This window comes from Duganella sp. FT27W (assembly GCF_009295655.1).
Taxonomy (GTDB): domain Bacteria; phylum Pseudomonadota; class Gammaproteobacteria; order Burkholderiales; family Burkholderiaceae_D; genus Rugamonas; species Rugamonas zoogloeoides.
In genome coordinates this window covers 102,552-129,133 of the sequence record NZ_WHIV01000002.1, presented here as the reverse complement: position 1 = coordinate 129,133, position 26,582 = coordinate 102,552, and the positions used below count along the sequence as shown (strand labels likewise).

The 26,582-nt window shown below is 59.9% G+C and carries 31 protein-coding genes and 1 tRNA gene; 14 read left to right on the top strand and 18 right to left on the bottom strand.

Features of this window, described 5'->3' with window-relative positions; genetic code table 11:
* Positions 1–3: 3 nt before the first annotated feature.
* On the top strand, positions 4–2,199 hold the full coding sequence (gene paoC / locus F8197_RS06800) for an aldehyde oxidoreductase molybdenum-binding subunit PaoC (protein ID WP_152881236.1): 2,196 nt from the start codon (positions 4–6) through the stop codon (positions 2,197–2,199).
* Here paoC and F8197_RS06795 read toward each other — a convergent pair.
* Entirely contained in the window at positions 2,196–2,918 is a 723-nt protein-coding gene (locus F8197_RS06795; protein WP_152881234.1) for a DUF72 domain-containing protein, read from the bottom strand. The two genes, paoC and F8197_RS06795, sit on opposite strands and share 4 nt — an antisense overlap.
* A gap of 495 nt (positions 2,919–3,413) precedes the next feature.
* Here F8197_RS06795 and F8197_RS06790 point away from each other — a divergent pair, with 495 nt between their 5' ends.
* From F8197_RS06790 to F8197_RS06775, 4 genes are all read left to right on the top strand, one after another.
* Entirely contained in the window at positions 3,414–5,612 is a 2,199-nt protein-coding gene (locus F8197_RS06790; protein ID WP_152881232.1) for a bifunctional SulP family inorganic anion transporter/carbonic anhydrase, read from the top strand.
* A 60-nt stretch (positions 5,613–5,672) separates the two neighbouring features.
* On the top strand, positions 5,673–6,254 hold the full coding sequence (locus F8197_RS06785) for a DUF1439 domain-containing protein (protein ID WP_152881230.1): 582 nt from the start codon (positions 5,673–5,675) through the stop codon (positions 6,252–6,254).
* The gene (locus tag F8197_RS06780; RefSeq protein WP_373996808.1) at positions 6,244–7,455 is read left to right on the top strand and encodes an ATP-binding protein; all 1,212 of its coding nucleotides are present in this window, start codon (positions 6,244–6,246) and stop codon (positions 7,453–7,455) included. The genes F8197_RS06785 and F8197_RS06780 overlap by 11 nt, the downstream gene beginning before the upstream one ends.
* A 66-nt stretch (positions 7,456–7,521) precedes the next feature.
* On the top strand, positions 7,522–8,271 hold the full coding sequence (locus tag F8197_RS06775) for a tetratricopeptide repeat protein (protein ID WP_152881228.1): 750 nt from the start codon (positions 7,522–7,524) through the stop codon (positions 8,269–8,271).
* A 3-nt stretch (positions 8,272–8,274) separates the two neighbouring features.
* Here F8197_RS06775 and F8197_RS06770 read toward each other — a convergent pair whose 3' ends face one another.
* The 3 genes from F8197_RS06770 to F8197_RS06760 are packed head-to-tail and all read right to left on the bottom strand — an operon-like array spanning position 8,275 to position 10,249.
* The gene (locus F8197_RS06770; protein ID WP_152881226.1) at positions 8,275–9,054 is read right to left on the bottom strand and encodes a UDP-2,3-diacylglucosamine diphosphatase; all 780 of its coding nucleotides are present in this window, start codon (positions 9,052–9,054) and stop codon (positions 8,275–8,277) included.
* Positions 9,055–9,060: 6 nt separating this feature from the next.
* The gene (locus F8197_RS06765; protein WP_152881224.1) at positions 9,061–9,555 is read right to left on the bottom strand and encodes a peptidylprolyl isomerase; all 495 of its coding nucleotides are present in this window, start codon (positions 9,553–9,555) and stop codon (positions 9,061–9,063) included.
* 49 nt (positions 9,556–9,604) lie between these two features.
* Complete coding sequence (locus tag F8197_RS06760; protein ID WP_056138460.1) at positions 9,605–10,249, bottom strand: peptidylprolyl isomerase; 645 nt, start codon at positions 10,247–10,249, stop codon at positions 9,605–9,607.
* 213 nt (positions 10,250–10,462) lie between these two features.
* On the opposite strand from F8197_RS06760, the gene cysS reads away from it, so the two are divergent.
* The 9 genes from cysS to F8197_RS29435 all read left to right on the top strand — a co-directional run bounded on the left by cysS (position 10,463) and on the right by F8197_RS29435 (position 19,794).
* Positions 10,463–11,854: a cysteine--tRNA ligase gene (gene cysS / locus F8197_RS06755; RefSeq protein ID WP_152881222.1), complete on the top strand. Its 1,392-nt coding sequence runs from the start codon at positions 10,463–10,465 to the stop codon at positions 11,852–11,854.
* Positions 11,854–12,525 carry a DNA-3-methyladenine glycosylase gene (locus F8197_RS06750; RefSeq protein ID WP_019922209.1) on the top strand — a complete coding sequence of 224 codons (672 nt, stop codon included), beginning with the start codon at positions 11,854–11,856 and terminating at the stop codon, positions 12,523–12,525. The genes cysS and F8197_RS06750 overlap by 1 nt, the downstream gene beginning before the upstream one ends.
* A gap of 106 nt (positions 12,526–12,631) precedes the next feature.
* The gene (locus F8197_RS06745; RefSeq protein ID WP_019922210.1) at positions 12,632–13,606 is read left to right on the top strand and encodes an acetyl-CoA carboxylase carboxyltransferase subunit alpha; all 975 of its coding nucleotides are present in this window, start codon (positions 12,632–12,634) and stop codon (positions 13,604–13,606) included.
* Positions 13,607–13,813: 207 nt separating this feature from the next.
* Positions 13,814–15,349 (top strand): tRNA lysidine(34) synthetase TilS, encoded by a 1,536-nt coding sequence (gene tilS, locus F8197_RS06740; RefSeq protein WP_152881220.1) that lies wholly within the window; start codon positions 13,814–13,816, stop codon positions 15,347–15,349.
* 141 nt (positions 15,350–15,490) lie between these two features.
* Positions 15,491–16,738 (top strand): aspartate kinase, encoded by a 1,248-nt coding sequence (locus tag F8197_RS06735; RefSeq protein WP_019922212.1) that lies wholly within the window; start codon positions 15,491–15,493, stop codon positions 16,736–16,738.
* 114 nt (positions 16,739–16,852) lie between these two features.
* A tRNA-Ser gene (locus F8197_RS06730) sits at positions 16,853–16,945 on the top strand.
* 194 nt (positions 16,946–17,139) lie between these two features.
* Complete coding sequence (locus tag F8197_RS06725) at positions 17,140–18,312, top strand: site-specific integrase (RefSeq protein ID WP_193333368.1); 1,173 nt, start codon at positions 17,140–17,142, stop codon at positions 18,310–18,312.
* Positions 18,309–19,178: a hypothetical protein gene (locus F8197_RS06720; RefSeq protein WP_152881216.1), complete on the top strand. Its 870-nt coding sequence runs from the start codon at positions 18,309–18,311 to the stop codon at positions 19,176–19,178. Before F8197_RS06725 ends, F8197_RS06720 begins: the two co-directional genes overlap by 4 nt.
* Positions 19,179–19,359: 181 nt before the next feature.
* On the top strand, positions 19,360–19,794 hold the full coding sequence (locus tag F8197_RS29435) for a GIY-YIG nuclease family protein (RefSeq protein WP_152881214.1): 435 nt from the start codon (positions 19,360–19,362) through the stop codon (positions 19,792–19,794).
* A 117-nt stretch (positions 19,795–19,911) separates the two neighbouring features.
* Here the strand turns inward: F8197_RS29435 and F8197_RS06710 are convergent, their stop codons facing one another.
* From F8197_RS06710 to F8197_RS06645, 14 genes are all read right to left on the bottom strand, one after another.
* Positions 19,912–20,091 carry an AlpA family transcriptional regulator gene (locus tag F8197_RS06710; protein ID WP_152881212.1) on the bottom strand — a complete coding sequence of 60 codons (180 nt, stop codon included), beginning with the start codon at positions 20,089–20,091 and terminating at the stop codon, positions 19,912–19,914.
* The gene (locus F8197_RS06705) at positions 20,084–20,332 is read right to left on the bottom strand and encodes a hypothetical protein (RefSeq protein ID WP_152881210.1); all 249 of its coding nucleotides are present in this window, start codon (positions 20,330–20,332) and stop codon (positions 20,084–20,086) included. The genes F8197_RS06710 and F8197_RS06705 overlap by 8 nt, the downstream gene beginning before the upstream one ends.
* Positions 20,333–20,340: 8 nt before the next feature.
* Positions 20,341–20,835: a hypothetical protein gene (locus tag F8197_RS06700; protein ID WP_152881208.1), complete on the bottom strand. Its 495-nt coding sequence runs from the start codon at positions 20,833–20,835 to the stop codon at positions 20,341–20,343.
* 54 nt (positions 20,836–20,889) lie between these two features.
* A complete protein-coding gene (locus F8197_RS06695) occupies positions 20,890–21,174 on the bottom strand; it encodes a hypothetical protein (RefSeq protein ID WP_152881207.1) in 285 nt (94 codons plus the stop codon).
* Positions 21,167–21,616: a zinc-finger-containing protein gene (locus F8197_RS06690; RefSeq protein ID WP_152881205.1), complete on the bottom strand. Its 450-nt coding sequence runs from the start codon at positions 21,614–21,616 to the stop codon at positions 21,167–21,169. Before F8197_RS06690 ends, F8197_RS06695 begins: the two co-directional genes overlap by 8 nt.
* Before the next feature lie 201 nt (positions 21,617–21,817).
* The gene (locus tag F8197_RS06685) at positions 21,818–22,087 is read right to left on the bottom strand and encodes a hypothetical protein (RefSeq protein ID WP_152881203.1); all 270 of its coding nucleotides are present in this window, start codon (positions 22,085–22,087) and stop codon (positions 21,818–21,820) included.
* Positions 22,087–22,635, bottom strand: coding sequence for a 3'-5' exonuclease (locus tag F8197_RS06680; RefSeq protein WP_152881201.1), 549 nt, complete (start codon positions 22,633–22,635; stop codon positions 22,087–22,089). The genes F8197_RS06685 and F8197_RS06680 overlap by 1 nt, the downstream gene beginning before the upstream one ends.
* Entirely contained in the window at positions 22,629–23,069 is a 441-nt protein-coding gene (locus F8197_RS06675; RefSeq protein WP_152881199.1) for a hypothetical protein, read from the bottom strand. The genes F8197_RS06680 and F8197_RS06675 overlap by 7 nt, the downstream gene beginning before the upstream one ends.
* Before the next feature lie 83 nt (positions 23,070–23,152).
* The gene (locus tag F8197_RS06670; RefSeq protein ID WP_193333367.1) at positions 23,153–23,341 is read right to left on the bottom strand and encodes a hypothetical protein; all 189 of its coding nucleotides are present in this window, start codon (positions 23,339–23,341) and stop codon (positions 23,153–23,155) included.
* Between the two features lie 73 nt (positions 23,342–23,414).
* Complete coding sequence (locus F8197_RS06665; RefSeq protein ID WP_152881195.1) at positions 23,415–23,867, bottom strand: hypothetical protein; 453 nt, start codon at positions 23,865–23,867, stop codon at positions 23,415–23,417.
* 109 nt (positions 23,868–23,976) lie between these two features.
* Positions 23,977–24,252 (bottom strand): hypothetical protein, encoded by a 276-nt coding sequence (locus F8197_RS06660; protein WP_152881194.1) that lies wholly within the window; start codon positions 24,250–24,252, stop codon positions 23,977–23,979.
* On the bottom strand, positions 24,249–24,833 hold the full coding sequence (locus F8197_RS06655; RefSeq protein WP_152881192.1) for a hypothetical protein: 585 nt from the start codon (positions 24,831–24,833) through the stop codon (positions 24,249–24,251). The genes F8197_RS06660 and F8197_RS06655 overlap by 4 nt, the downstream gene beginning before the upstream one ends.
* A gap of 43 nt (positions 24,834–24,876) precedes the next feature.
* On the bottom strand, positions 24,877–25,974 hold the full coding sequence (locus tag F8197_RS06650; protein WP_193333366.1) for an AAA family ATPase: 1,098 nt from the start codon (positions 25,972–25,974) through the stop codon (positions 24,877–24,879).
* A 56-nt stretch (positions 25,975–26,030) separates the two neighbouring features.
* Positions 26,031–26,579 (bottom strand): hypothetical protein, encoded by a 549-nt coding sequence (locus tag F8197_RS06645; RefSeq protein ID WP_152881188.1) that lies wholly within the window; start codon positions 26,577–26,579, stop codon positions 26,031–26,033.
* Positions 26,580–26,582 lie beyond the last annotated feature (3 nt).

Genomic DNA, 26,582 nt, shown 5'->3' with positions numbered 1-26,582 from the left:
CGCATGAAATTTACCACTCCTGCCACCACCAATCCCATCGATCAACTGAAGGTGATCGGCAAGCCGCTCGATCGCATCGATGGTCCGTTGAAAGCCACGGGCACGGCGCCGTACGCGTACGAGCACCACGTAGCCGTTCCCGATGCGGCATATGGTTACATCGTCCCGGCGGGCATCGCCAAGGGTCGCATCGCGTCCATCGACCTCGATGCGGCGCGGCGCGCACCCGGCGTGCTGGCGATTGTCACGGCCGAATCGGCCGGCAAACTGGGCCTCGGCAGCTTCAATACCGCGCACCTGCTGGGCGGACCCGAAATCCAGCATTACCACCAGGCCGTGGCCGTGGTGGTGGCCGAGACCTTCGAGCAGGCGCGCGCCGCCGCGCAGTTCGTGCGAGTGACGTACGCCAGGCAGGACGGCGCCTACGACCTGGCCGCCGCCAAACCCGCCACCGGCGTGCACAAGGACACGCCGGACAAGAAGGTGGGCGACTTTGTCGGCGCCTTTGCCGCCGCGCCGGTGCGCATCGATCACGAATACAGCACGCCCGACCACGCCCACGCGATGATGGAGCCGCATGCCTCCACCGCCCGCTGGGACGGCGACAAGGTCACCATCTGGACCTCGAACCAGATGATCGCCTGGGGTCGCGCCGACGTGGCCAAGACCTTGGGCCTGCCCAAGGAAAAAGTGCGCCTGATTTCGCCGTACATCGGCGGCGGTTTCGGCGGCAAGCTGTTCGTGCGCGCGGACGCCATCCTGGCCGCACTGGGTGCGCGCGCGGCGGGCCGCCCCGTCAAGCTGGCGCTGGCGCGCCACCAGGTGTTCAACAACACCACGCACCGGCCAGCCACCATCCAACGCATCCGCATCGGTACCGGGCGCGATGGCCGCATCACGGCCATCGGCCACGAAAGCTGGTCCGGCAACCTCGATGGCGGCAAGCCGGAAAATGCGGTGCAGCAGACCGACCTGCTGTACGCAGGCGCCAACCGCCTGACCGGCGTGCGCCTGGCGCTGCTCGATCTGCCCGAAGGGAATGCGATGCGCGCGCCGGGCGAGGCGCCGGGACTGATGGCGCTGGAAATGGCGATGGACGAGATGGCGGATAAGCTCAAGCTCGACCCGGTACAGTTCCGCATCATCAACGACATCAAGGTGGATCCCGCCAAGCGCGAGCGGCGCTTTTCGCAGCGCCAGCTGGTGCAGTGCCTGCGCACCGGTGCCGAGCGTTTCGGCTGGAGTGCGCGCCGCGCCAAGCCGGGCCAGGTGCGCGACGGCCGCTGGCTCGTGGGCATGGGCGTGGCGGTGGCCTTCCGTAACAACATGGTGATGAAGTCGGGCGCGCGCGTCAAACTCGATCGCCAGGGCAAGGTGACGGTGGAAACCGACATGACCGACATCGGCACCGGCAGCTACACCATCATCGCCCAGACGGCGGCGGAGATGATGGGCCTGGACGTAACAGACGTGATCGTGCGCCTGGGCGACTCGGACTATCCGGTGTCGGCCGGCTCGGGCGGGCAGTGGGGCGCCAACAGTTCCACGGCCGGCGTGTACGCCGCGTGCGTAAAGCTGCGCGAGGCAGTGAGCCGCCAGTTGGGGCTCGATCCCGAGACCAGCGAGTTCAGCGGCGGCCAGGTCAGCGCCGGCGGCAAATCGCTGCCGCTGCGCCAGGCGGCCGAAACGGGCGATATCGTGGCCGAAGACATGATGGAATACGGCGACCTGGCCAAAAAATTCCAGCAGTCGACGTTTGGCGCGCACTTCGTGGAAGTGGGCGTGGACGTGGATACCGGCGAGACGCGCATCCGCCGCATGCTGGCCGTGTGCGCGGCGGGCCGCATCCTCAACCCCAAGTCGGCGCGCAGCCAGGTGATCGGCGCCATGACCATGGGCGTGGGCGCGGCGCTGATGGAAGAACTGGCGGTGGACCACCGCGCCGGCTATTTCGTCAATCACGACCTCGCGGGCTACGAAGTGCCGGTGCACGCCGACATTCCGCACCAGGAGGTGATCTTCCTCGACGAAGCCGATCCGGTGTCGTCGCCGATGAAGGCCAAGGGCGTGGGCGAGCTGGGGCTGTGCGGCGTGGGCGCGGCGATTGCCAACGCCATCTACAACGCCACCGGCGCCCGCGTGCGCGATTATCCGATCACGCTCGATAAGCTGCTGTCCAAACTGCCAGGGCAAAGTTAACGGTGAAGCTCTACATCTCGGCGTTGCAGGTCCAACGCGTTCGGCAGCGCCGCGCCCGAGGCCGTATTGTCGAAGATGCACCAGGCATCGCGCCCGGTGATCCACGCTGACACCTGGTCCAGGTATTCGTCGGAGTACGACGAGTAATAAATGCGCGGACTGCCGTGCAGGCGTGCGTACACCATGTCGGTCGTCGGCACGAACGGACCCGGTGCGCCTGCCGCCGGATCGGCGATCACGCGGGTAACGCCGTGGTCGCGCAGCAGCGCTGTGGCGTCGTCGCCGAACCAGCTGCCGTGGCGCGCCTCGCAGGCGAGGGCGCAGGCAAAGTGCTGGCGCAGGCGGGTGAAGAAATCGTCGGCCACGGCGGTATCGAATCGCAGGCTGGGCGGTAGTTGCACCAGGATGCAGCCCAGCTTGTCGCCGAGCGATTTGGCTTGCCCGGCAAACGCGGCCAGCAGCGCCTCGATATCGACCAGCCGCTGGTCGTGGCTAATGCTGCGCGGCAGTTTCACGGCAAAGCGGAAATCGTCGGGCACGCTGGCGGCCCAGCGCGCGTACGTGGAAGCCTGGTGCGGCTTGTAGAACGACGAATTGATTTCCACCGCGTTCAGCACGCGCGCATAGCGTTCGAGATGGCTGCCGTCGCCGGGAAAGGAGAGGGCCACGTCGCGGCCGATACTCCAGCCGGCACAGCCGATGCGGATAGTGTTGTTCATCGTGCATTGTAGGGCGCTGCGCGCAAACGCGGCGCCCGACTCTGTTTATGACGCCATGCCACGCCCCGATTCACTACGTATAACCAACTACGTAATAATACTGAGCATGGTTTTATTTGGATTTGCATAAAGATTATTCACATTGCCGGGAATAAAAACTCGTTTAATTTCCAATGGATAATTTGAATATCTGAGCGAAAAACTTTAAGTGCTGGCAATAAAAATATTAATGCAAATTCACGTGAAAAACTTTTGTGCACTGCAAAAGTCCATGCTATATTTCTTTTCAAGCTCAACGCCAGACAAGTCCTCCATCAATGCCAGGTGATCCTTCGGCATGACAGAGCAGGACATTGCGTCCGGAATAACCGCAGCGCAATATAAAACTTTGTATTCATCCTTGTTTCTGTTTTATCCCTTCTTACCCGGGAGGACGTCCTGCGCCTTGATTTATTGCGCCGGTCGCCATTCACATTTTTAATATGGACGCCAATCATGAAGAATCTTAAATATGATATTCCGGCCGCCCTCGTGGTCTTTCTCGTGGCTTTGCCGCTCTGCCTGGGCATTGCGCTCGCTTCCGGCGCGCCGCTGATGTCGGGGATTATTTCCGGCATTATCGGCGGCATCGTGGTGGGCGCGCTCAGCGGCTCGCAAACCAGTGTCAGCGGCCCGGCGGCCGGCCTGGCGGCGGTGGTGCTGGCGTCGGTGACCAAGCTCGGCGGCTTCGAGATCCTGCTGGTGGCAATCCTGATCGCTGGCGCGCTGCAAGTGGTGATGGGATTGTGCCGCGCCGGCTTTATCGCCAATTACGTGCCGTCGAGCGTGATCAAGGGGCTGCTGGCGGCCATCGGCATCTTGCTGATCCTGACCCAGATTCCGCATGCGTTCGGTTACGATCCGAAGAACGCCGACAATTTCTCCTTCTTCCAGGGCAATGGCGAGAACCTCTTCTCGATGCTGGGCCGGGCGGTCGAGTTCATCACGCCGGGTGCACTGCTCATTTCGGCGCTGTCGATCCTCATGCTGGTGTACTGGGGCAAAACGCCGCTCGGACGATTCAAGATGCTGCCGGCGCCGCTGTTCGTGGTGGCGTTTGCCATCGGACTGAACGCCTTTTTCGCTGCCTTTGTGCCGTCGCTGGCGATTTCCGCGACCCACCTGGTCGATTTGCCGCCGCTTGACGCCGGCAACCCCGGCGCCTTCCTGCTGCTGCCCGACCTGCGCCACCTGGCCAACCTCGACGTCTGGCTGGTGGGCATCACGATTGCCATCGTGGCGTCGCTGGAAACCCTGCTCAACGTGGAAGCCGTGGACAAGGTCGATCCGCTGAAACGAGAAACGCCGGCCAACCGCGAACTGCTGGCCCAGGGCGTGGGCAATATGCTGGCCGGCCTGCTCGGCGGTTTGCCGGTGACATCCGTCATCGTGCGCAGCACCGTCAATGTCCAGTCGGGCAACCGGACCAAGGCCTCGGCCGTGCTGCACGGCGTGTTCCTGCTGGGCGGCGTGCTGTTGCTCAGTCCAGTGCTGAACATGATTCCGTTGGCGGCCTTGGCCGCGATCCTGATCACCACCGGCTACAAGCTGGCCAACGTGGCCGTGTTCCGCGAGATGTACGGCAAGGGCGGCACGCAGTTCATGCCGTTCGTGATCACCGTGGTGGCGATTGTCGCGACCGACCTCCTGACCGGCGTGGTGATCGGCCTGGTTGCCGGCCTGTTCTATCTGCTGCGCAGCAACTTCCGCAACCCGTACTCGCTGCAGCAGTACAAGCTGCATATCGGCGACGTGATCAAGATGGAATTGCCGAACCAGGTGTCGTTCCTGAACAAGGCCACCATCAAGGAAGCGCTGTGGAACATCCCTGCCGGTTCGCAGGTGGTGATCAATGCATCGGGCACCGACTACATCGACCACGACGCGATGGAAGTGATCGAAGACTACCGCACCGTGGCGGCCGAGCGCGACGTGCAGTTGAGCGTGGTGGGCCTGCGCGAGGTGTATCGCCAGGATGCGCCCGACCAGTTCGTACCGGTGCTCGACCACGCCACCCAGAAAAAGCTGGCGCCCGAGGCCGTGCTGCAAGTGCTCAAGGAGGGCAACCAGCGCTTCCGCGAGGGACGGCGCTTCGAGAACGATTATGTGCACCAGGCCAGCGCCACGGCCGCCGGGCAGCACCCGATGGCAGTGGTGGTCAATTGCATCGACTCGCGCACGTCGCCGGAAATCATTTTCGATGCCGGCCTCGGTGACTTGCTCACTATCCGCATCGCCGGCAACGTCATCAGCCGCGAAATCATCGGCAGCCTGGAAATCGCCGCCAAGCTCGGCGCCAAGCTGATCGTGGTGAAAGGCCACTCGTCGTGCGGCGCAATCGGCCTGGCCATGCAGCAGGAAGGTTCGCACAGCATCGGCGCCATCACCGGCAAGATCCAGTGGGCGATCCACCAATGCGGCGAACACAGCCACCTGGGCGACAAGGAGCTGCGCGACCGCGTGGCGCGCCACAATGTCGAAAATTCACTGGCGGAAATTATCGATGGCAGCGAGTTCCTGCGGTCGGCCATCCGGCGCGGCGAGATCGGCCTGGTGGGCGCCTTCCACGACATCGCCTCGCGCAACGTGGCGTTCGGCGAGTTGGTGGCGCCCGATACCTTCGATCCGCAGCGCCCGCTCCACATCGCGGCCTAGTTCCCGCGACACCGCGCGGCAGGTGGGTCATAATGGCGCTATCTCATCGATGGAATCACCATGACCAAGCTGAAACGCTATTTTTCGCTGTCCCTGTCGTTGCTGGTGCTGGCCGGCGTGCTGTCGGCCTGCGCCGGGCTGATCGGCCCGCGCGACGTCGAAGTCAGGCAGGAAAAGCTGCAACAGAACCTGGACCGCAAGTTTCCCATGCACCACCGCGTGCTGGGCATCTTCGACGTCGAGCTGAGCCGCCCGCAACTGGCCATCCTGGCCGATAACAACCGGGTGGCGCTGACCTTCGATCTGAACGTCACGCCACTGCTGGCGCGGCAGTCGTGGCGTGGCTCGATGGCGGTGTCGGGCCGTCTTAACGTCGATCCTGTGCGCAATACCGTGTACATCGCCGACACCCACGTGGACCGGTTTGCACTCGATAATATGGATGCCGGCAGGCAGACGCAATTGGCCAGCGTGGCCAACCTGCTCAGCGACACCCTGGTGAAAAATGTGGCCGTGCATACCTTCAAGCCGGAAGACTTGCGCTATGCCGGCGTGCAGTTCGAGCTGACGGCCATCGATACCCGTCCCGGCGCGCTGGTGGCGCGGTTGCGGCCGGCGGAGTCGGCACCCGGTGGCCGCTGACATGCCCGGCTTGCCGTTGCAGCACGACATCGCCGCCGACATTGCGCAGATCCAGTCGATCGAGGCCGTCCCCACCATTCTCGAAACGGTGGCGGCGCTGACCGGGCTGCGCTTCGTCTGCGTGGCGCGGGTGACGGCCGATTCGTGGACCACCTGCGCGGTGCTTGACCGGCTCGACTTCGGCCTCAAGGTAGGCGATGGCCTCGACATTACCACCACCATTTGCGAGGAAGTACGCGATACCCGGCTGCCGGTGGTGATCGACAGCGTGGCCGACGACGACCGCTACCGCGACCATCACACGCCGCGCATCTACGGCTTCCAGAGTTATTTTTCGATACCGCTATTCCGGCCCGATGGCGCCTATTTCGGCACCCTGTGCGGGCTCGACCCGGTACCCAACGAGTTATCCACGCACAAGGTGACCAGTACCCTCAAGCTGTTCGCCCAGCTTATCTCGGTGCAGCTGGAAAACGACCGCAAGCTGGCCGAGGCGGAACACGCGCTGTCGAACGAGCAGCTGTCGGGCGAGTTGCGCGAGCAGTTCATTGCGGTGCTGGGCCACGATTTGCGCACGCCGCTCAGCTCCATCGTCAGCGGGGCCGATTTGCTCGGCATGGGCAACCTGACGCCGGCGTCGCGCAAGGTGGTGGACCGTATCCGCCGCAGCGCCATGCGCATCGCCGGCCTGGTGGACGATGTCGTGGACTTTACCCGTGGCCGCATGGGCGGCGGTATCGCGGTGACGATGGAACCGCAGCATGCGCTGCAAGCGAGTTTCGAACAGGTGATTGCCGAGCTGCGCGGTGCCCATCCGCACAGCACCATCGTCGCCGAGTTCGATATGCAGGGCGGCGTGATGGCCGACGCCGGGCGGCTCGCGCAACTGCTGTCCAATCTACTTAAAAACGCGCTGGTGCACGGCGACCCAGCGCAGCCGGTGCTGGTCAGCGTGCGCCAGGCCGATGGCAGGCTCGACGTAAAGGTTTCCAACCAGGGCGAACCGATTGCCCCGGAACTGGCCGCCCAGCTATTCAAACCGTTCTTCCGTGGTAATCCCGGCAGCCGCGAAAAGGGCCTGGGCCTCGGTTTGTTCATTGTCGCCGAGATTGCCAAGTCGCATGGCGGCGAGATCGCCGTGGTGTCCGATGACGCTGCCACGACCTTCAGTTTCACCATGCGCGGCCTCGCTCTTAATTAACCAGGGTTGTGATGGCGCGGCGAAGCTTCTACAATCGCTCCCTTGACGATACTGTAGAGGCAGCAAATGGAAATTTTTGGCATCGGCATCCACATCCTGGTGGCGATCTTCTTTGCCGTGCACGCGGTGCGCAACGGCCAGCCGATTTACTGGCTGCTGATCCTGTTCATGTTTCCGCTGATCGGCAGCGTGGTGTACTTCATTGCCATCTACCTGCCCAGCTCGCGCATCAACCAGGGCGCGCGCAAGGTGGCCAACGTGGCCGTCAAGACCCTGGACCCGGGCCGCGAACTGCGCGAGGCGCGCGAAGCCTACGACTACACGCCCACCGCGCAAAACCAGATGCGCCTGGCCAGCGCGCTGCTCGAAGGCGGCAATGCCGCCGAAGCGGCGACGACCTATGAGGCTTGCCTGCAGGGCCCGTTCTCGGGCGACCTGGAAATCCGCTTTGGCGCCGCGCGTGCCACGTTCGCTGCCGGCCGCGCCGACGATGCGGTAAAACACCTGCAAACCATCCGCACCGCCAACGACGGTTTCCGGGCCGAGCAGGTGTCGCTGTTGCTGGCGCAGGCGTGGGCAGCGGCGGGGCGCCAGGATGAGGCGCGCGCCGAGTTCGAGCATGCGTTGAGCCGCTACAGCGGTTTTACCACCCAGGCCGAATACGCGATCTGGGCGGCCGGCGTGGGCGATGCCGACAAGGCGCGCGCGCTGGAAGTGGAACTGCGCCGCACCATCGAGCGCTGGACGCCGCAAACACGAGATTTGAACCAGCCGCTGATCAAGCGGCTGAATGCGGCAATGGCGGCGTTGCGTTAAAACTCAGGAAATAACTGCGCCACGTACATCGTGGCGCGTGATCACACCAGCACTATCGATGGCAATCCAGCCACCGCGCGGCGGCGTCGCTTCCGGCTCCCAGTCGGGCAGCACGTAGCGGCGCGTAGCGCCCGCCAGGTGCAGGGCAGGGCGGTGGGTGTGGCCGTGGATCATGATGTTCGTATCGGTTTGCGCAAACAGGTCGGCAATCGCCTGCGGCGTCACATCCATGATCTCCATGGTCTTGGCGCCCTGATCCTTGCGGCTGTTCTCGCGCATGCCGGCGATGATCGCCTTGCGCTGCGCCAGCGGCATCGCCACGAACTGCTGCTGCCATGCCGGTTGCCGCACCATGGCGCGAAATTCCATGTATTTGACGTCTTCGGTGCACTGGGCGTCGCCGTGCACCAGCACCAGGCGCTGGCCGCCGATGTTCGTCACGAACACTTCCGGCAGCAAGGTCACGCCAGCGGCTGCGGCAAAGTCCGCACCGACCAAAAAATCACGATTGCCGGCAATCCAGTAGATGGCGGTGCCCGCATCGCTAACGCGGCGCAGCGCGGTGATGATTTCGCGGTTGAAGGGGTCGTCGAGGTCGTCGTCGCCGGCCCAGTACTCGAACAGGTCGCCGAGCAAGTACAGCTGGGGCGCATGCCGCGCATGGCGTTCCAGGAAGTCGTGGAACGCTGCCGTGATGGCGGGCTGCGCGGCCTGCAAGTGCAGGTCTGAAATGAACAGCGCGCTTGCGTCGGACGCGCGCGCGCCGGTCAGGGTATTGCTCATCAAGAATCAGGCAGCCAGTTCGATGCTTTCGATGATCACGTCTTCTGCTGGCACGTCGGCAAACATGCCGCTGCGGGTGGTTTTGACTTTGCGGATCTCGTCGACGATCTCGGTGCCTTCGACAACTTTACCGAACACGGCATAGCCCCAGCCGTCCTGGCCCGGGTAGTCGAGGAACGAGTTGTTCTTGATGTTGATGAAGAACTGGGCCGAGGCCGAGTGCGGCGCCGAGGTGCGGGCCATGGCCAGCGTGTATGGCTCGTTTTTCAGGCCGTTCTTGGCTTCGTTTTCCACGGTGGCATCAGCTGGCTTTTGTTTCATGCCTGGTTCGAAACCGCCGCCCTGGATCATGAAACCGTCGATCACGCGGTGGAAGATGGTGTTGGTGTAGTGGCCGGCGTTCATGTAGGCCAGGAAGTTTTCCACCGATTTAGGCGCCAGTTGTTCGTTCAACTCGGCAACCATTTTGCCCTTGTTGGTGGTGATGATGACTTTGGTCATGATGTTCCTTAATTAATTTATCAATAAGTGTCAATGCAGCGGCAGGGCGCTATTCTACATTTTTGGGCACGATCGGGGTTTTCAAAATGGTGGCCGACTTCACGAAGATCGGCGTGACCGGGATATTCTGGAACATGCCCTTGTCGTCCACCAGCACGCCCTTGATCTTGTCCACGGTCTCGCGGCCGTCGATCACCTTGCCAAAGACTGTGTAGCCGACGCCGTCGCTGCCGGGGAAATTGAGGCCCTGGTTATCGGCCACGTTGATGAAAAACTGCGAGTTGGCCGAGTTGGGATCGTCCATGCGCGCCATGGCGATGGTGTAGGCGTCGTTGGTCAGGCCGTTTTGCGATTCGCTCGGAACATTCTTGCGCGTTGGTTTGCTCTTGAGTTTTTCATCGTAGCCGCCGCCCTGGATCATGAAACCGTCGATCACGCGGTGGAAGATGGTGCCCTTGTAATAGCCCGACTTGACGTAGGCGAGGAAGTTGTCAACCGACTTCGGCGCTTTCTCGCGGTCCAGTTCCAGCACGATGTTGCCCATGGTGGTCTTGAGTTCCACCTGCGGGTGGGTGGCCGGCTCGGCCGGGGCCGCTGTTGCAGCGGTAGCGGTCATGGCGACAGCGCCGGACAGGGCCAGGCCGGCGAGCAGGGCGCCGACGCGGCCGAACAATGAAGGCTGGGTTTGATGCATGTGGACTTCCTTTAGTGGACTATGCGGTTTTTATCAATGCTATACTTCTCCAAAACCATGCCATTCTACCTGCTGGCAGGTGGAAACAATAACACTACCGAGGCCCGGCAGTCTTCCAAGGCAAAGCGAATCCAGGTGCGCCCTTAAGGTGCCGCGCCCGGCTTTCGTATTGTCGAAGCACGTGGCATCACGACAAGAATACGCAAGAGTCCGATGAGCAATTTAAAGATTTACAACACGCTGGCGCGTGACAAGCAGACGTTCGTTCCCATCGAGGCTGGCAAAGTCCGCATGTATGTGTGCGGCATGACCATTTATGACTACTGCCACATCGGCCACGCGCGCATGATGATGGCGTTCGACGTGATGTACCGCTGGCTGCTGGCCACCGGTTACGACGTCACGTACGCCCGCAACATCACCGACATCGACGACAAAATCATCCGCCGCGCGGTGGAAAATGGCGAAACCATCTCGCAGCTGACCACGCGTTTCACGCAATACATGGACGAAGACACGGGCGCGCTCGGCATTCTGCCGCCCACGCTGGTGCCGCGCGCTACCGAATACGTGCCGCAAATGCTGGCGCTGATCGAAACGCTCGAGCAAAAAGACCTGGCCTACCAGGGCACGGACGGTGACGTCAATTACGCGGTACGCAACTTCCCCAATTACGGCCGCCTGTCCGGCAAGTCGCTCGACGACCTGCGTGCCGGCGAGCGCGTGGACGTCAATACCGGCAAGCGCGATCCGCTCGACTTCGTGCTGTGGAAAGCGTCGAAGGAATCCGAGCCGGAAGAGGTGAAATGGGATTCCAAGTGGGGCAAGGGCCGTCCGGGCTGGCACATCGAGTGCTCGGCCATGTGCTCGGCGTTGCTCGGCGAACATTTCGACATCCACGGCGGCGGCGCGGACTTGCAATTCCCGCACCACGAAAACGAGATCGCCCAGTCCGAAGGCGCGTTCGGCCGCACCATGGTCAATTACTGGGTGCACAACGGCTTCGTGCGCGTCGATAACGAAAAGATGTCCAAGTCCTTGGGCAACTTCTTTACCATCCGCGACGTGCTGAAAAAATTCGATGCCGAAGTGATCCGCTTCTTCATCATGCGCGCCCACTACCGCAGCCCGCTCAATTACTCGGATGCCCACCTCGACGACGCCCGCGTGGCGTTGACGCGCCTGTACACCGCGCTCGACGGCGTGGACGGCGATGGCGCCGACCTCGACTGGACCGAAGCTCACGCCGTGCGTTTCGCGCAAGCAATGGATGACGATTTCAACACGCCGGTGGCGATTGCCGTGCTGTTCGACCTCGCCAGCGAGATCAACAAGAGCAAGTCGCCGGCGCTGGTGCGTCAATTGAAAGGCCTGGCCGACGTGATCGGTTTGCTGGGTCGCAGCGCCCAACAATTCCTGCAGGCGGCTGTCGGTGAAACCGATACCACCGGCGACGCCGCCATTGCCGCGCAAATCGCGCAGCGGGCAGCGGCCAAGAAGGCGCGCAACTTCGCTGAATCGGACCAGATCCGCGCCGACCTGCTGGCCGCCGGCATCATCCTCGAGGACAAACCCGACGGTACGACCAACTGGCGCCGCGCATAATGGTCACCGCCAAGGATAACGGGGCCTCCGCGCCCGATGCCGCCGGTCCGCTATCGGCCGTGCCGCCGTACTGGGAACAGGCCAAGATCGAGCTGATGAAGCGCGATCGCATCATGAAAAAGCTGATCCCGCAGTTCGGCGACCTGCACCTGGTGGGGCACGACGACCCGTTTACCACGCTGGCGCGCTCCATCGTGGGTCAGCAGGTCACGCCCAAGGTGGCCGACGCCGCCTGGCGCAAGCTGCTGCTCGCATGCCCCAAGTGCACGCCCGCGCAAGTGATCAAGGCCGGCGCCGAGCAGCTGTCCGCCTGTGGCTTGTCCAAGCGTAAGACCGAGTACATTCTCGACCTGGCCGACCACTTCAAGAACAAACGCGTCCACAGCGCCCTCTGGGGCCAGATGGAAGACGAAGCCGTGATTGCTGAGCTGGTGCAAATTCGTGGTATCGGGCGCTGGACAGCGGAGATGTTTTTGATATTTAATTTGCTACGTCCCAATGTTTTGCCGCTTGATGACCCAGGTTTGATCCAGGGCATCAGCCAGAACTATTTCTCAGGTGAACCTGTTTCGCGCAGCGATGCGCGCGAAGTCTCGGCCAACTGGGAGCCTTGGCGCACCGTGGCAACGTGGTACTTATGGCGTAGTCTGGACCCGGTTACTGTAGAATAACCACTCTAATTGCTGCGTGAGGCCTGGGTTGAGTCCAGTCCTTGCCCGCCTGAAGCAGGCTCATCGATCATCGATGGGCGCAGCCAAGAATAATCCCGGAGGTACAATGACCAAAACGACTTTCCTCAATTTTGAGCAACCGATTGCCGAGCTCGATGGCAAAATCGAAGAGCTGCGCTTCGTTCAGGACGATTCGGCCGTCGACATCTCGGAGGAGATCGACCGTCTGGCCAAGAAGAGCCAGCAGCTGACCAAAGACATCTACGCCAAGCTCACGCCTTGGCAGGTCGCGCAAATCGCGCGCCACCCGCAGCGTCCATACACCATGGACTATGTGAACGAAATCTTTACCGACTTCCACGAACTGCACGGCGACCGCACTTATGCGGACGACCAGTCCATCGTCGGCGGTCTGGCTCGCTTCAACGGCCAGGCTTGCATGGTGATCGGCCACCAGAAGGGCCGCGACACGAAAGAGCGCGCCATGCGCAATTTCGGCATGCCGAAGCCGGAAGGCTACCGCAAGGCCATGCGCCTGATGAAGCTGGCTGAAAAATTCGGCATCCCGATCTTCACGTTTGTCGATACCCCGGGCGCATTCCCCGGCATCGATGCCGAAGAGCGCGGCCAGTCCGAAGCCATCGGCCACAACCTGTACGTGATGGCGGAACTCAAAGTGCCGCTGATCGCCACCATCATCGGCGAAGGCGGCTCCGGCGGCGCGCTGGCGATTGCCGTGGGCGACTCCGTACTGATGCTTCAATACTCGACCTACTCGGTGATCTCGCCCGAAGGTTGCGCCTCGATCCTGTGGAAAACGTCCGAGCGCGCGGCCGACGCCGCCGAAGCCCTGGGCCTGACCGCACACCGCCTGAAAGCCATCGGCCTGATCGACAAGATCATCAACGAACCGCTGGGCGGCGCCCACCGCGACCCGAAAGCCATGGCCACCATGCTCAAGCGCGCCCTGGCCGACTCGCTGCGCCAGTTCCACGGCATGAAAACCAAGGACCTGATCGAAGCCCGCCACCAGAAGCTGCTGGGCTACGGCAAGTTCAAGGAAACCACGCCGCAGGAGTAAGGATCGACCGCAAGCGCCGTCAGCCGGTGCAGCAGCGCGACCGTCAGCATCAGTGTTGGCTCTCAAGCTGCAATGCGGCCGCCTGCATACGCGCTGGCCGATGAGCCGTCATCCCGCACCGGCGGACCGCCGCGCACGCGGGGACCCATAGAACCTAACCGGGGGCACGCAAACGCGTCGCCCCCGGTTCGCATTTGGAACCACACAATGAAGCAGCAAATCCCCACGCTCGCCAGCACCTTCGCCCAGGCGGTCAGCGCCGCCCGCGCACAAGCCGGCAACACCCCAAAAATCGCCATCGCCCTCAGCGGCGGCCTCGACTCATCGGCCCTGCTGCACCTGGCCCACGCCTGCGCCACCGAGCAAGGCGTCGAACTGCACGCCTTCCACATCCACCACGGCCTGAGCCCCAACGCCGACGCCTGGCTGGCCCACTGCGAACAAGCCTGTGCCGCCCTCGGCGTGCCGTTCCAGGCGCGCCAGGTAGAGTTGATGCGCAAGGACAAGACCGGCACCGAAGAAGCGGCCCGCAAGGCTCGCTACGCCGCCTTGGGCGCACTGTGCCGCGAGCAAGGCATCGAACTGCTGCTTACCGCCCACCACCAGGACGACCAGGCCGAGACCGTGCTGCTGCAACTGCTGCGCGGCTCCGGCCCCGCCGGCCTGTCGGGCATGGACGCCGCCAACACCGCCGCCAGCCTGCTGGCCAACGACCAGCTGGTGATGGCGCGGCCACTGCTCACCGCATCGCGCAAGCAACTCGACCAGTACGTGACCGCACACAGTATCACCCATATTCACGACGAATCGAACGACGACCCGCGCTTCGCCCGCAATGCGCTACGCCGCACCATCATGCCGGCCCTGGCCGATGCCTTTCCCGGCTTCCAGGAGCGCCTGGCGCGCAGCGCGTCGCACGCCCAGTCCGCTCAGCGCCTGTTGACCGAACTGGCGCAGCAAGACCTGGCCCTGTGTCTCGATGGCGACTGTCTCGACATGAGTCAGCTGCGCCTGCTCAGCCTGGACCGCATCCACAACCTGCTGCGCCACTGGTTCGGCACCCGTGGCCTGCGCATGCCGAGCGCGGCTTGGCTGGCGGAAACCGTCACCCAACTGCTGGAAGCGCGCGACGACGCCCAGGTGCTGGTCACGCATCCCGACTGCCACGTGCGCCGTTACCGCGACCGCCTGCACCTGACGCCCAAGCTGGCCGACCTCGAAGGCACGCGCGAAGACCAGTTCGACCAGACCCCCGGTACGCCGTTCCGCTGGAATGGCGAGGCGCAGATGGCGTTTCCCGCTTACGGCGGTGTGTTGCACTTCGATGTGGTAGAGGCGGTCGCTGCGGAGCCAGGCGCGGGCGCTGACGCCACCGCAGATCCGACCGCTGCTGTCGATGTCATCGTTTCAGCGCCGTCCAGCCTCGATGCCGGTAATCCGTTGTCGGCCGGCATCGATACTGCAAACGCGCTGCCGACCGGCGTTGACGCAGACTGGCTGCGTAGTCTGCCACTACTGATCGAGTTCCGCCGTGGCGGTGAGCGCCTCAAACGTGCCGACAACCGGCCGACCCGGCCCCTGAAATACCACTTCCAGGAACTTAATATTCCGGCCTGGGAGCGCGGCCGTTTGCCGGTGGTGCACGCCGGCAAGGAGCTGATTTTCGCCGCCGGCATCGGCATGGATTGCAAGCATTTGGGTGCCGGGGCAGGGCGTATCCGGCTGCGTTGGCAGGCTGTGTAGGAATTCGGCACATTTGCCGAATTTTGTATGTGCATATGCCTATACGGTATGAGAATATGAGCTTTGTGACTTGTTATTTTGCACTGCCGCATGTAGAGTTTAGGGTTCCATTTACCTTTAATGAGCGGAAAACTCTCTGTTATGGCTTTAATCGTGCACAAATATGGCGGTACGTCGATGGGTTCGACGGACCGTATCAAGAACGTCGCGCGGCGTGTCGCCAAGTGGCATGACGCCGGTCACCGCATCGTCGTGGTACCTTCGGCAATGTCGGGCGAGACCAACCGCCTGATCGGCCTGGCCAAAGAAATTCAATCCCAGCCCGATCCACGCGAACTGGACATGATCGCCTCCACCGGCGAGCAAGTCTCGGTCGGCCTGCTGGCCATGGCATTGCTGGCGATCGGCAAGCAAGCCGTCTCCTACGCCGGCTGGCAAGTCGCGATTAAAACCGATTCCGCCTACACCAAGGCCCGCATACAGTCGATCGACGACGCCAAGGTCAACCGCGACCTCGACGACGGCAAGATCGTCATCATCACCGGCTTCCAGGGTGTTGACGACCTCGGCAATATCGCCACGCTCGGCCGTGGCGGTTCCGATACCTCGGCCGTGGCAATTGCCGCCGCCATGAAGGCCGACGAATGCCTGATCTTCACCGACGTAGACGGCGTGTACACGACCGATCCGCGCGTGGTCTCCGAAGCGCGCCGCCTGAAAGCGATCACGTTCGAAGAAATGCTGGAACTGGCGTCGCTGGGCTCGAAAGTGCTGCAAACCCGCTCGGTGGAATTCGCCGGCAACTACCGCGTACCGACCAGGGTATTGTCGTCGCTGACCGACCCGATGCTCGACATCGAAGAAGAAGCCAACTCTGGCACCCTGATTTCGTTTGAGGAAGACAAACACATGGAACAAGCAGTCATCTCCGGTATCGCGTTCAACCGCGACGAGGCCAAAATCACCGTGCTGGGCGTGCCAGACCGTCCGGGCGTGGCATACCACATCCTCGGACCAGTGGCCGATGCCAACATCGAAGTGGACATGATCATACAGAACCAGTCGGTCGAAGGTAAAACCGACTTCACGTTCACCGTCTCGCGCAACGACTACCAGCGCGCCATCGACGTCCTGAACGGTACCCGCGAAGAACTGGGCGCCGCCAGCGTGACCGGCGACGCCAAGGTCTCGAAAATCTCCGTGGTAGGCGTGGGTATGCGCTCGCACGTGGGCGTGGCCTCGCAGATGTTCCGCACGCTGTCGGAAGAGGGCATCAACATCATGATGATCTCGACGTCGGAAATCAAAATCTCGGTACTGATCGACGAGAAGTACATGGAACTGGCCGTCCGCGCGCTGCACAAAGCGTTCGAACTGGAAAAAGCATAAATATTTCTAAAAAAACCGTTGGCTAGCCTTGACCGAAACGGTCCTGGTCTATACTATGACGGTCGTCTGCTGCAGCGTAGTTTGGTGAAGCAGACATAGTTGAGTGATCGACTAGGAGACGTGGCCGAGTGGCCGAAGGCACATCCCTGCTAAGGATGCATACGGCTTATACCTGTATCGTGGGTTCGAATCCCACCGTCTCCGCCAAGTACAACAAAGACTAACCTGACGAAGCCCACTCAATCGCAGGTTAGTTCTTTAAAAATCAAGCACTTAGGCCGTTCTGGCCGATTCTAATCGCAGATTTATCCACGTTCCAAAAGCAAGTCACAGACTGTTCTGTAGGTTCAATTGTAGGTATCATGCGGCTGTCATTCACACCGTACCTACAGGAGCCGATTGTGGCTATCAACACCCTTACCGATGCCGACTGCAAGCGCGCCACGCCCAATAATGGCAAGCTGCGCAAGCTATTCGATGGCCATGGCTTGATGCTTGCCGTTCTACCGAGCGGCAACAAGGTGTGGCGCATGGCCTACCGCAACAGCGATGGCAAGCAGCAGACCGCAGTCATCGGCCCTTACCCACTAATCAGCCTCAAGGAGGCGCGCGAGCGCCGGGACCAGCTGCGGGTGAAGCTGATCGACGGTGCCGACCTCAAAGCGACCAAAGACGAGAAGCCAACTTCCGCTTTCACCATTGACCAGGCGATCCAAGACTACTGGGCCGGCCGCACCGACGCTTCTCCTGGTTATATAAAGAATGCCACGCGTGCGCTCGCCATGTACGTCTCGCCGAAACTTGGCAGCAGGCCTGCAGGTGAGGTGACGCGTGACGATCTGATGGCGGTGCTGCGCCCTATGGATGAGGCCGGCAAGTCGGTCTACGTCCGCCGCACCCGTATGTGGATGTCGCAGGTACTGGAGTGGTGCGTTGAGCATGGCCACGCCCAGCACAACATCGCATCGGATATCAATGCCAAAGTGGCGTTCTCGAGAAAGCCTGTCGAAGGGTTTGCGTCGCTTCCATTGAACGAGGTTCACCCCTTCATGGAACGACTGGCGCTGGAAGATCAGCTTCAATCAGTTATGGCGTGCAAGCTGCTTGCGCTGACTTGGACCCGCACTGACGAATTGCGGCGCATGACTTGGGACGAGATCGAAGGCGACCTCTGGCGAATTCCTGGGAAGCGAATGAAAAAGAGGCGTGAACATCTGGTGCCGCTATCAACTCAAGCCTTGAACCTGCTCGCCGAATTGAAGCAGCGTTCGCGCGGCAGCATTTATGTGTTTCCGAACGACCGCGATGGTAAGCGCGCAATGAGTGAGAACTCCATTCTGTATCTAATTCACAGGTTAGACTATAAGGGTCGGATGACCGGTCACGGATGGCGTAAGATTGGCTCGACCTGGGCTAATGAAAATGAATACAACGCCGACCACGTCGAGACCCAACTGGCGCATAAAGAGGGTGGGGTGAGAGGGGTTTATAACTCGGCAGAATACCTGAAGCAGAGGAGAGTGATGCTACAGGCTTTTGCGGATTGGCTGATGCCTAACCAAGGAAAAGAATGACACCAGACGAAATTCTTAATGTCTACTATGCTGGCATGACAGAAGTGGAACTGCAGCAGCGTTCAGTAAATTCAGTGGTCAAAGGCCAGATGATCCAACTAGGAAATAGACTGCAAGAGGTAGAGGGCGACAAAGACCATACAATGGGCAGCCATAATATGGCCTTCAGAGACCCAATTGGTAATGACTGGCAATTCTACGGTCGGAAGGTGGTTACAATTGCTGAAACTATCGACAGTACGCTCCGACACGAAAATAGGCAATATCAATGGCTACTTGTCGAAGCCTATGAGCAGTTTGAAATTTTTCTGTTACACCTCTATGCATTTGTGGGGAGGGAACGAATTGAGGCTTGGACCCAGAGGGAGCGGGCAATGCTTTCCGACAGCGCGGCCATTGAGCCAAGCTTTGACGATTGCCTTATAGCGGTCAAGGCAATTGCGCGCTCGATCGGAGCGGAATTTGTACTGAAGTCTCTGCGTAGAATTCTGCCTCAGCTAGAAAAGCTCGAGAACAAGAACGCCACCGGGGCCAGTCTTTTGTTGAGCACCAATGTTACCGCTCAACTGCGTCATCACATAGTCCATACTGGGGGGCAAGTTAAAGACCGGGAAACATTCAACAGCAAAGTGTTTGCTAAGTGTGGCCGGTCCGGCCATAAAGCGTTTGTTGATGAGTGGCTTCCGTATATTAATAGCTACTTCCGCTACACAAATTATCCATCGACGATCTGTCTAATTAAGATTCCGATGGATAATGAATTTTCGCACCAAGACGTTCTTCAGCACGCGTGCAATCTCCTCTTGGCCCATGCTTATTTGGCCACAGTGCAAGTAAAAGCTTATTTTGATCAGGCTCCTAATTGACGAATCTCTGCCGTGAATTAGGCAAGTAGAGAAGGATTGTACCATCGGATGTACTAGGTTACACTTAACATGACACACTGTCAGATGAGTTAGATTGCTGCGAGGCGGCCAAAGCCAGGGTGGAAATTTATCGAAAGTCTATGTTTTTGATACAGTCAACGTTAAAAGGACCAGGTGGGATATGAATATCGGAAGTGGACAATTCGTTTACATGGCAATGATGCAAGACAGTCCGTATCTAGTGAAAATTGGACACTCGCACAATCCCATAGACAGGGAGCGCTCTCTCTTTGACGCTGGGGTTCCAGAGCCGTATCACATGCTACACGTCTGGGAGGTACACGACATGCTCCACGTTGAAAAGGGAGTTATACATCCCTGGTTAGAGCGATTCCGAAATATTTATCGCAAGGAGATATTCCATCTTGATGCCATTTACCCTGACTTAATTGACCCAGAAATATGGGATAGCATAAACGGCTTGAATCTCGCCAACAAGCTCTCTGGAGCCATCGACGATTACCTCAAACAACGCAATATTGCATACCAGCGGGTCTGGTATAACGACCTTGAGCGATATGACGCTGCCATTCAGGAGCAGAAGAAATCGTCATAGTCCACGCATTATTAGCCCGCTGTTTTGAGTCACGAAACGTCAAACGTTAGTTTCGAGGCGCAGGCTGCCTGTCGCTGTTAGATATGCTGTGTCGGGTCAGGGATGAGCCAGTACAGTTTAGATAAGTCGGATGCCGGCAGCCTGGAGGGTGGACAGACGCCACCCCACCGTGCGGCGGCTGATGGCGATGTCCGCTGGCGGCATCTTCTCTTCTTTGATCCATTTGCGCAGCGTCTCCGACGTAACGCCCAAGGCCTTGTACAGGTCTTGGCGATAGATGATTCGATCTTCACTCACGATTGCTGTTCTCCTTCTTTTTGCGTTTGACTGATGAATTGTCGAACGCTTTTTCAATGCCAAGATCCTCACCGACCTTCGGCTTGCCAATTATCTTTCCGAGAATAGCTTTGGCCATATCCGGCTCGAGCGCTCCGATAAATTCGATCCGCTGCCCGCTGTGAAATTTGACCGCCAGTACGACGTGCGGCTTGCCGTCTGTGCGAGGTTCACGCGGCATTGATACTTTCCACTTTTGCATAGTTATTCTCAATATCTGATTTGGGTGTTGGCGGCAGCGAGAGCGCACCGCAGGCGGTCAGCGCGGTCTTGCTGCGTGTTCGCCAGTACGGTTCGGCACTTCGAAAGGTTGTGCGCGGCAGCCGATTCAAGTACGTGTGCGGCTTCTTCAATGCTGTCGAGGTGTTCCTGGCTTAAGTGGCCCACGTGCGCGCATTCGGCGTCGTGGCGCTTGAGAAGGGCGTCACGCATGGCATTCCAGGTTCGCAGCACTTCTTTGCCGTCAAATACGGTTGTCTCGCCAAGGATGAAGCAGAAAGCGTCCGGCTGGACGTTGCGCCAGGGGACGTCCTTCTCCAGCTGGCCAGGTAAGAGGTTAGGCAGGCGCCGACGTGCGCGCGCCAGCTCTTTCTCCAATTGCTCGATGTAGTCAGCCGCCTCGATGTCGATGGCCGGCGGCTTGACGACACTCTGGCCGGCCACGATGCGCAGGCGCGCGATCAGGTCTTTGCTTTTCGGATTCATTTAATCTTTCTGTTAATAATGAAATACGCTTTTCTGTATTTCATTATCTCTGGTTTAATTTCGCTTGCGGGTGAATTCAGCGCACGAAGCCATCTTCTTCACCGCGAAGCCGCCGAGGCCGCAGCGCAGATTCTTCTCTACGCCGTCTTCTTCGGCGGTGTAACGCTCACGCTTGATGTCACCGGACCAGGCCAAGGGTTTCCTGCCCTCGGCGTTGTCGCGCTCCATCCACGCCGGCAGCTTCTTCTCCGATGCGAAGTGCTTGCAGTTACCGCAAGTTGCCGGATCTGGTTTCGGGTTGTACTGCTGTGCCGCTTGGGCGTCCGATTGCTTACTCATGTTTTACTCCTGGGAGGTTGTTGTTCCACTGGCGCGCGATTCGCACCACCGCCATGCACTGCTCGACGTCGAACATGCCGATGTGGCACAGTTCACGGTCGATGTTCATGGCGTGGGCCAGCTGCTTATATGCCTGGCCACGCATGTTGGACTTGATGCCTTTCGGGAAGCGGCCTCCGTTCCTCTGGACCGCTTGGACGATGTTGCGCTCCCAGACCGGATCAAACGCCGCGTGAGCGCGTTTCTTCCATTCCCGCAGCTCGGCGTTGGCCAGGCGGCCCAGCGGTGTCTCCGTGCCCTTGTGGACGCCTACGTACGCGTCGCACGGCCGGCACAGGTAGATCAGGCCGTAGCTGGTGCCGTAAATCACCTTGCTGTCGACCAGCTTGGATCTCTGGTTGCAGTAGGGGCAGTCGGGTGCAAGGCTCAATTTGTTCTCCATGATTTATCTCTAGCCAAAAGTTCGGCTCGTATTTGGTGGGCTTGGCGGCCAGGCTCTGGGCCTCCGCTGGCGTCAGACCTATCTCGCCCCAGTGCTCACCATCCCAGTGCTGGTAGACGCCATTCCAGAGGTCGATCTGGCTATGGTGAACGGCGGTGCGGTACAGACCGACACGCCTGACACCTTCAAAGGCCCAGCCGCTCACGGTCGATCCTGTTGTTCCAGGCCGTGACGGGCAAGGCGGCTGCGAATGCTGCCGATCGAACGCAGGTGGTAGCTGGCGATCTCCGCGACGCTAAAGCCTTGAAGCGCCTGGGCGACCACGTCGTCATCTTCGCTACAAGTCCAGATCACGTTCTGGCGCTCCGGATACCCGCGCTCTAAGCGGTAGCCTGCCGGCAGTGCCGGGTTGATGCGCCAGCCCCGATGGTTTTCGCGCTGCGTTTTCGGCTTGTGGTGGCCCCAGGCCATTACGCGGCCGTCAGCAGATCAGGGCGGTAGAAGCCGCGATCCAGGCCGCGCCAGAAGCATTCCATCATCACCTCGACGTCATAGTCGGCGGCGTGGGCCTTCGCTTTGTCGTACTCGACGCCCAGCGCGAAACACAGCTCTATCAGCTTGGGAGACTTACCGTCGAACGCTGCCCAGCGTCCGTTTTTCATGGTGCAGAACGTGTCGAAGTTCGGTACTGCCTGCCCGACGCGCACCAGCTCCAGGCCTATGAATGGGCCGTCGAAGTCCATGTTGTGGGCGATTGCCAGGTCGGTGGCCTTCAGGCGCTCAACGATGATCGGCGCCACGTCATTCCACTTCGGCATGCCGACCAGCTCGTTGTAGGCGATACCGTGGACCTCCTGGGCGCCGGCCGAGATCGCGCGCTCCGGGTCGATGCGCTGCACGTACTGGTCCACCAGCTTGCGGGTGTCCGAGTCGTAGGTGAGCAGGGCGATTTCGATGATGCGGTGGCCGTCAGCCGGATCGAGGCCGGTGGTTTCGGTGTCGAGGCCGGTGATCAGCATGGCACGGACCCGTTGCGTTTGGTGAGACCCTTCCACTCGCCACGCTCTTTCAAGAACGATTCCATGCGGTGAAGGAACATGGCTTTGTGACCGAGTTTGCTATTGAACTTACGGTCGTAGCGACTGTTGCAGGATGACGAAAACAGATTGAAGCCATCTTCGGGGGCAATCTGGAAGAGTGCTGCGGCCGCCTCGTCGTGGCCGATGTGCAGCTTTCCGCCGATTACCCAGTCCGGGAAATTGCCGGCGGTAGGGTTCATCAAATTTTTGAATTTAGGATGCATACCCAGCCAACCAAAAGCGCAGGCGACGGTGCCGCAGCTCAGGCTGTCGCCTCTCGACTTAATTATGCTATCTAGGTCGATAACTTCGGCAGGGATGCCGTAGATGATTGCGTACGCATCCTTCAATAATTCAAAGTTAGGTTTGTTCATATTTCCCCTCAAACTAAGTCACTATTGACTTACATTTACAATTCTAAATAAGCCCGTCTGGACGGGCTATTTGGACAACTGGACTACTTTTGCGGCGTAAAGGGGTGGCGGCAGCCGAAACAGCGTTTGTCGGGATCGGACTCTCCGCAACCGCCGCATGGCGTAATGACCGGCTTCGATTTCTTGCCGAATACCGCATCCCAGGCCGACTGAGTGATTTCGCCAGGGCGGCGGGCCGAGCCTTTGCCGCCAGTGCTGTTCATTTCTGACATTTCAAGCTCCTCTGGAAACTTCAGCCGCATGGGCGGCTGAATTGTGGTTATGCAGATTTACAGAAAGACAGAATTACGACTGCGCTTCCAACTGGGCAAGAGCGTCGTCCAGGTCGTCGATCGAATTGACGTTGACCTGCGAGCTTGCGGCGACCTGCGCCGCAGCCTGTTGTGGGGCAGCGGCTGGTACCGGCGATGGGTCGGTAGGCGCCGGGGTGGGTGCGGAGGCCGGCTTGGCAGCGCCCTTGCGCGGCTTCTTCACTACCAGCGCGTCATTCAGCACCTTGCGCAGGGCTTCAGATTGACCCAGCAGGAATTGCGGCAAATTGCCTAACTCGATGCAGAATGGCTGGATGGTCGTCGATTCGGTCGTATTGGTCATGCCCGGAGCATTGGGGGCCAGGCCGTCCACGAATTTCTCGATGGCTGGCGCCAAGCGCAGCTCCACGTTTTTGGCGTCGCAGGCGCTCGGGGTTTTGTGCAGGGAGCCATCTTTTGCTTCGTACATCGTTACTTTGGTTGCCATTGTTCTGTGTTTCCTTATTTCTGTGTATATGAGATTGAGGATGGGTTTAAACCTATCCTCAAGCGAAAGATAGGTCAGTACTGACTTACTTATTATAGCGTAAAAAAACTTATACTTCTGCGGCTTGTGCTGACTCTGCCTGCGGCCAGTACCACTTCTTCGCCAGCTCGATGCCAATGCTCTCGATCAGCTGCGGAGACACGAACGAGATCGGGAGCGCGTCCTGGGACACCCCGTCAGACACGATGATCCACATTTGTTTCGTGAGGCGAATCTCACCCTTGCTGCCGTACGGTAGGCGGCACAGGGAGCCGTACGGCCAGTGGATGGCCAGGAGGAACCGGGCGTGTTTGATGCGCTTGAAGATGGCGTTCAGGAGCTTCATGCCTGCACCCCGTACACTTCTTCGATAGCCGCAGCAGACCGCGCTACTTCTTCCGGGCACTGGTAGTCGCGCCAGTAGACTTTGCCATCAGAGGTCAGGTAGCCCCATTTCTGGCCGTAACGGCCCATGATGAAAAGGGTAGTGGCCGATTCGCCCTTGGCGATGACAAGGCGGTGCATCGTCTTTGCCTTGCGGATCAGCACGCTGCCGGCGCCGTAGTAGGAATGCGATTCCCACTGACCAATCTCGCCATTGAAATGGACTTCTGGCATGCCGTGCTTGGCACGATGCTTGGCGGCGTAGCGGTACGCGGCAATCATCGTGTCGTGGTAGCGCAATTCCGTGTACCCGCCCTCGAGGATAAAGCTGATGTAGGGCCATGGGTGGTCGTGCGGAACCTTCTCGCGATCGCTGCTCAGGATCTGCTGGATTCTGGCGCCGCAACCGGTGACTCGGGCCAGGATGCTTTGCGGGTCCAGCAGCCAATCGCGCTTCATGTAGCCCTCCAGCGTGTGAAACGGCCGGCGCGCGGCGCTGCGCACGAGGACTTTGATCAGTAATTGAGGAAATAGGATTTTCATTATTTCTGCCTTTCAAAAAGGGGCGGGTTTCCCCGCCTGTCTTTTAGAACTTGTCGTAGTTAAATCCCATGGCACGTTCGCGCTTACGCTCGAACACCAGCTGGGTTCCTGCTTTCGTAGTGTTGAACGTGAACTTGCCGGCCGCAGGATCGATTGAGACAAGGCGGCTCAGTTCCACTGAGTACATTTCACGCTCCGTCACCGCATTCGACTTCTTATAATCAGCGTGGGTTTCGTCGAGCGGATAAATGACCAGCTTCCACCCGTCGGAAGAGAGGGGATTAGATTCCAGAATATCGTCGCTGTACTGCTTAGCGATCACCGGCTTGCCGTTTCGGATCAGCGTGACTTCGTATTCGCCGCCATCATCCAGTTCTGGCTTCATATTCAGAAGCTTCATCGCGTCGTTCGCCGTCTCGCCAAAGCGGTTCATTTCTTCCACGAGCGCCTTGAGCATGTCGAAACTGAACTCGGAGAAGCAACTTGCCACGGTCTGCACACTGGCAGAGTGTTCTTGGTTGAGCAAATTGTCGATGCAAAATTCGCGAATAAAGTCGACGCCCAGGCCCGTGAAATCCAGCGAGTAGTAGATGCGACCGGGCCGGTTGATCATGTATGTGTCAACGCGATAGCGGTCATTACAAGTCAGCAGGAAAAGCTTCTTGGAGCTGTAGGTGCCGTCAAAGATTGTGAGAAGCTGCTGCTGGTCGTCGCGGTCGTAGACTTTTTCAAACTCATCGAAAAGAACGATCGCCGGCTGACTAATGCCCTGGATGAAGCTGTTAAATGCCTCGCCGTAAAGGGGTTGATTGATCAGGATCGTGATGACGTCCATTTCCGCTGCGGCGCGCTGCGAGATTCGTTTCGTCAGCATCGTTTTGCCTGCGCCTTTTTGACCCGCGAGGAGTACGCCAGTGCCGGAAGGGCGGTCCGCGAACGTTCGCATGATGCGGTCGGCCTGTTGATCGACATTGCCATACAGCTTTGGCGGCAGGGCGAAGTCTTCGACTTTTTCCAGGTAGAAGCCAGCAGGCGACGTCCCGACGCGATAGGTGCCCAAGGGCAAGCGCTGTTGAATATTGAGAGCGGACGAATCGGCCGGGGTAAAGGTACGGCCGGATTGCAAAAATACTTGAGGCATTTTATTCCTTAATATCGGTTTAAATGGAGGGTGGTAGGGCTTACGCGCTGTTGGCTTCAAGTGCCCTGGATGTGGTTGAAGATGCACCAGTCGCCGTAGAAGCGGTCCTTGTATTGGATCAAGTCGTCGATGACTTTGGCGTCGGCCCATTCGTCACACGCCTTGTTAGCACCCAGACCGGTGTTCTCGGAGAATTCCCGAGCCTGCTCGGGGTTGGCAAAGCGAAAGCGCAAGCGGCTGCCATAGGTGGCGTGAAAGCCGGCGATCGGGATCATCGGGCCGTTGGTGCCCCAGCCGTTCATAACCTGGCCGACGGACGCACGACCGTGGAACAAGCCCAGATACATCCCGCTTGGCAGTTTCTTGGCGGCCTCGCTGGCATACTCGCGGGTTTTCATCGGGTCAGCGGGAACCTCGCGCACCGCCCAGGCGTAATCGCGGCGGCCGCCGCCGTCTTCTTCGCTGCCGAGAGACACGATGGTCTCCACGCCGCTCAATTCGCCTTCGTAAGCTTCGTCGGAAACGCCCTTGAGAATGTCGCCGACAAACTCTGGATCTTGTGCCGGCGGCAGTGGCCCGGTGATGACGATCTGTAATTGATTCAAAAC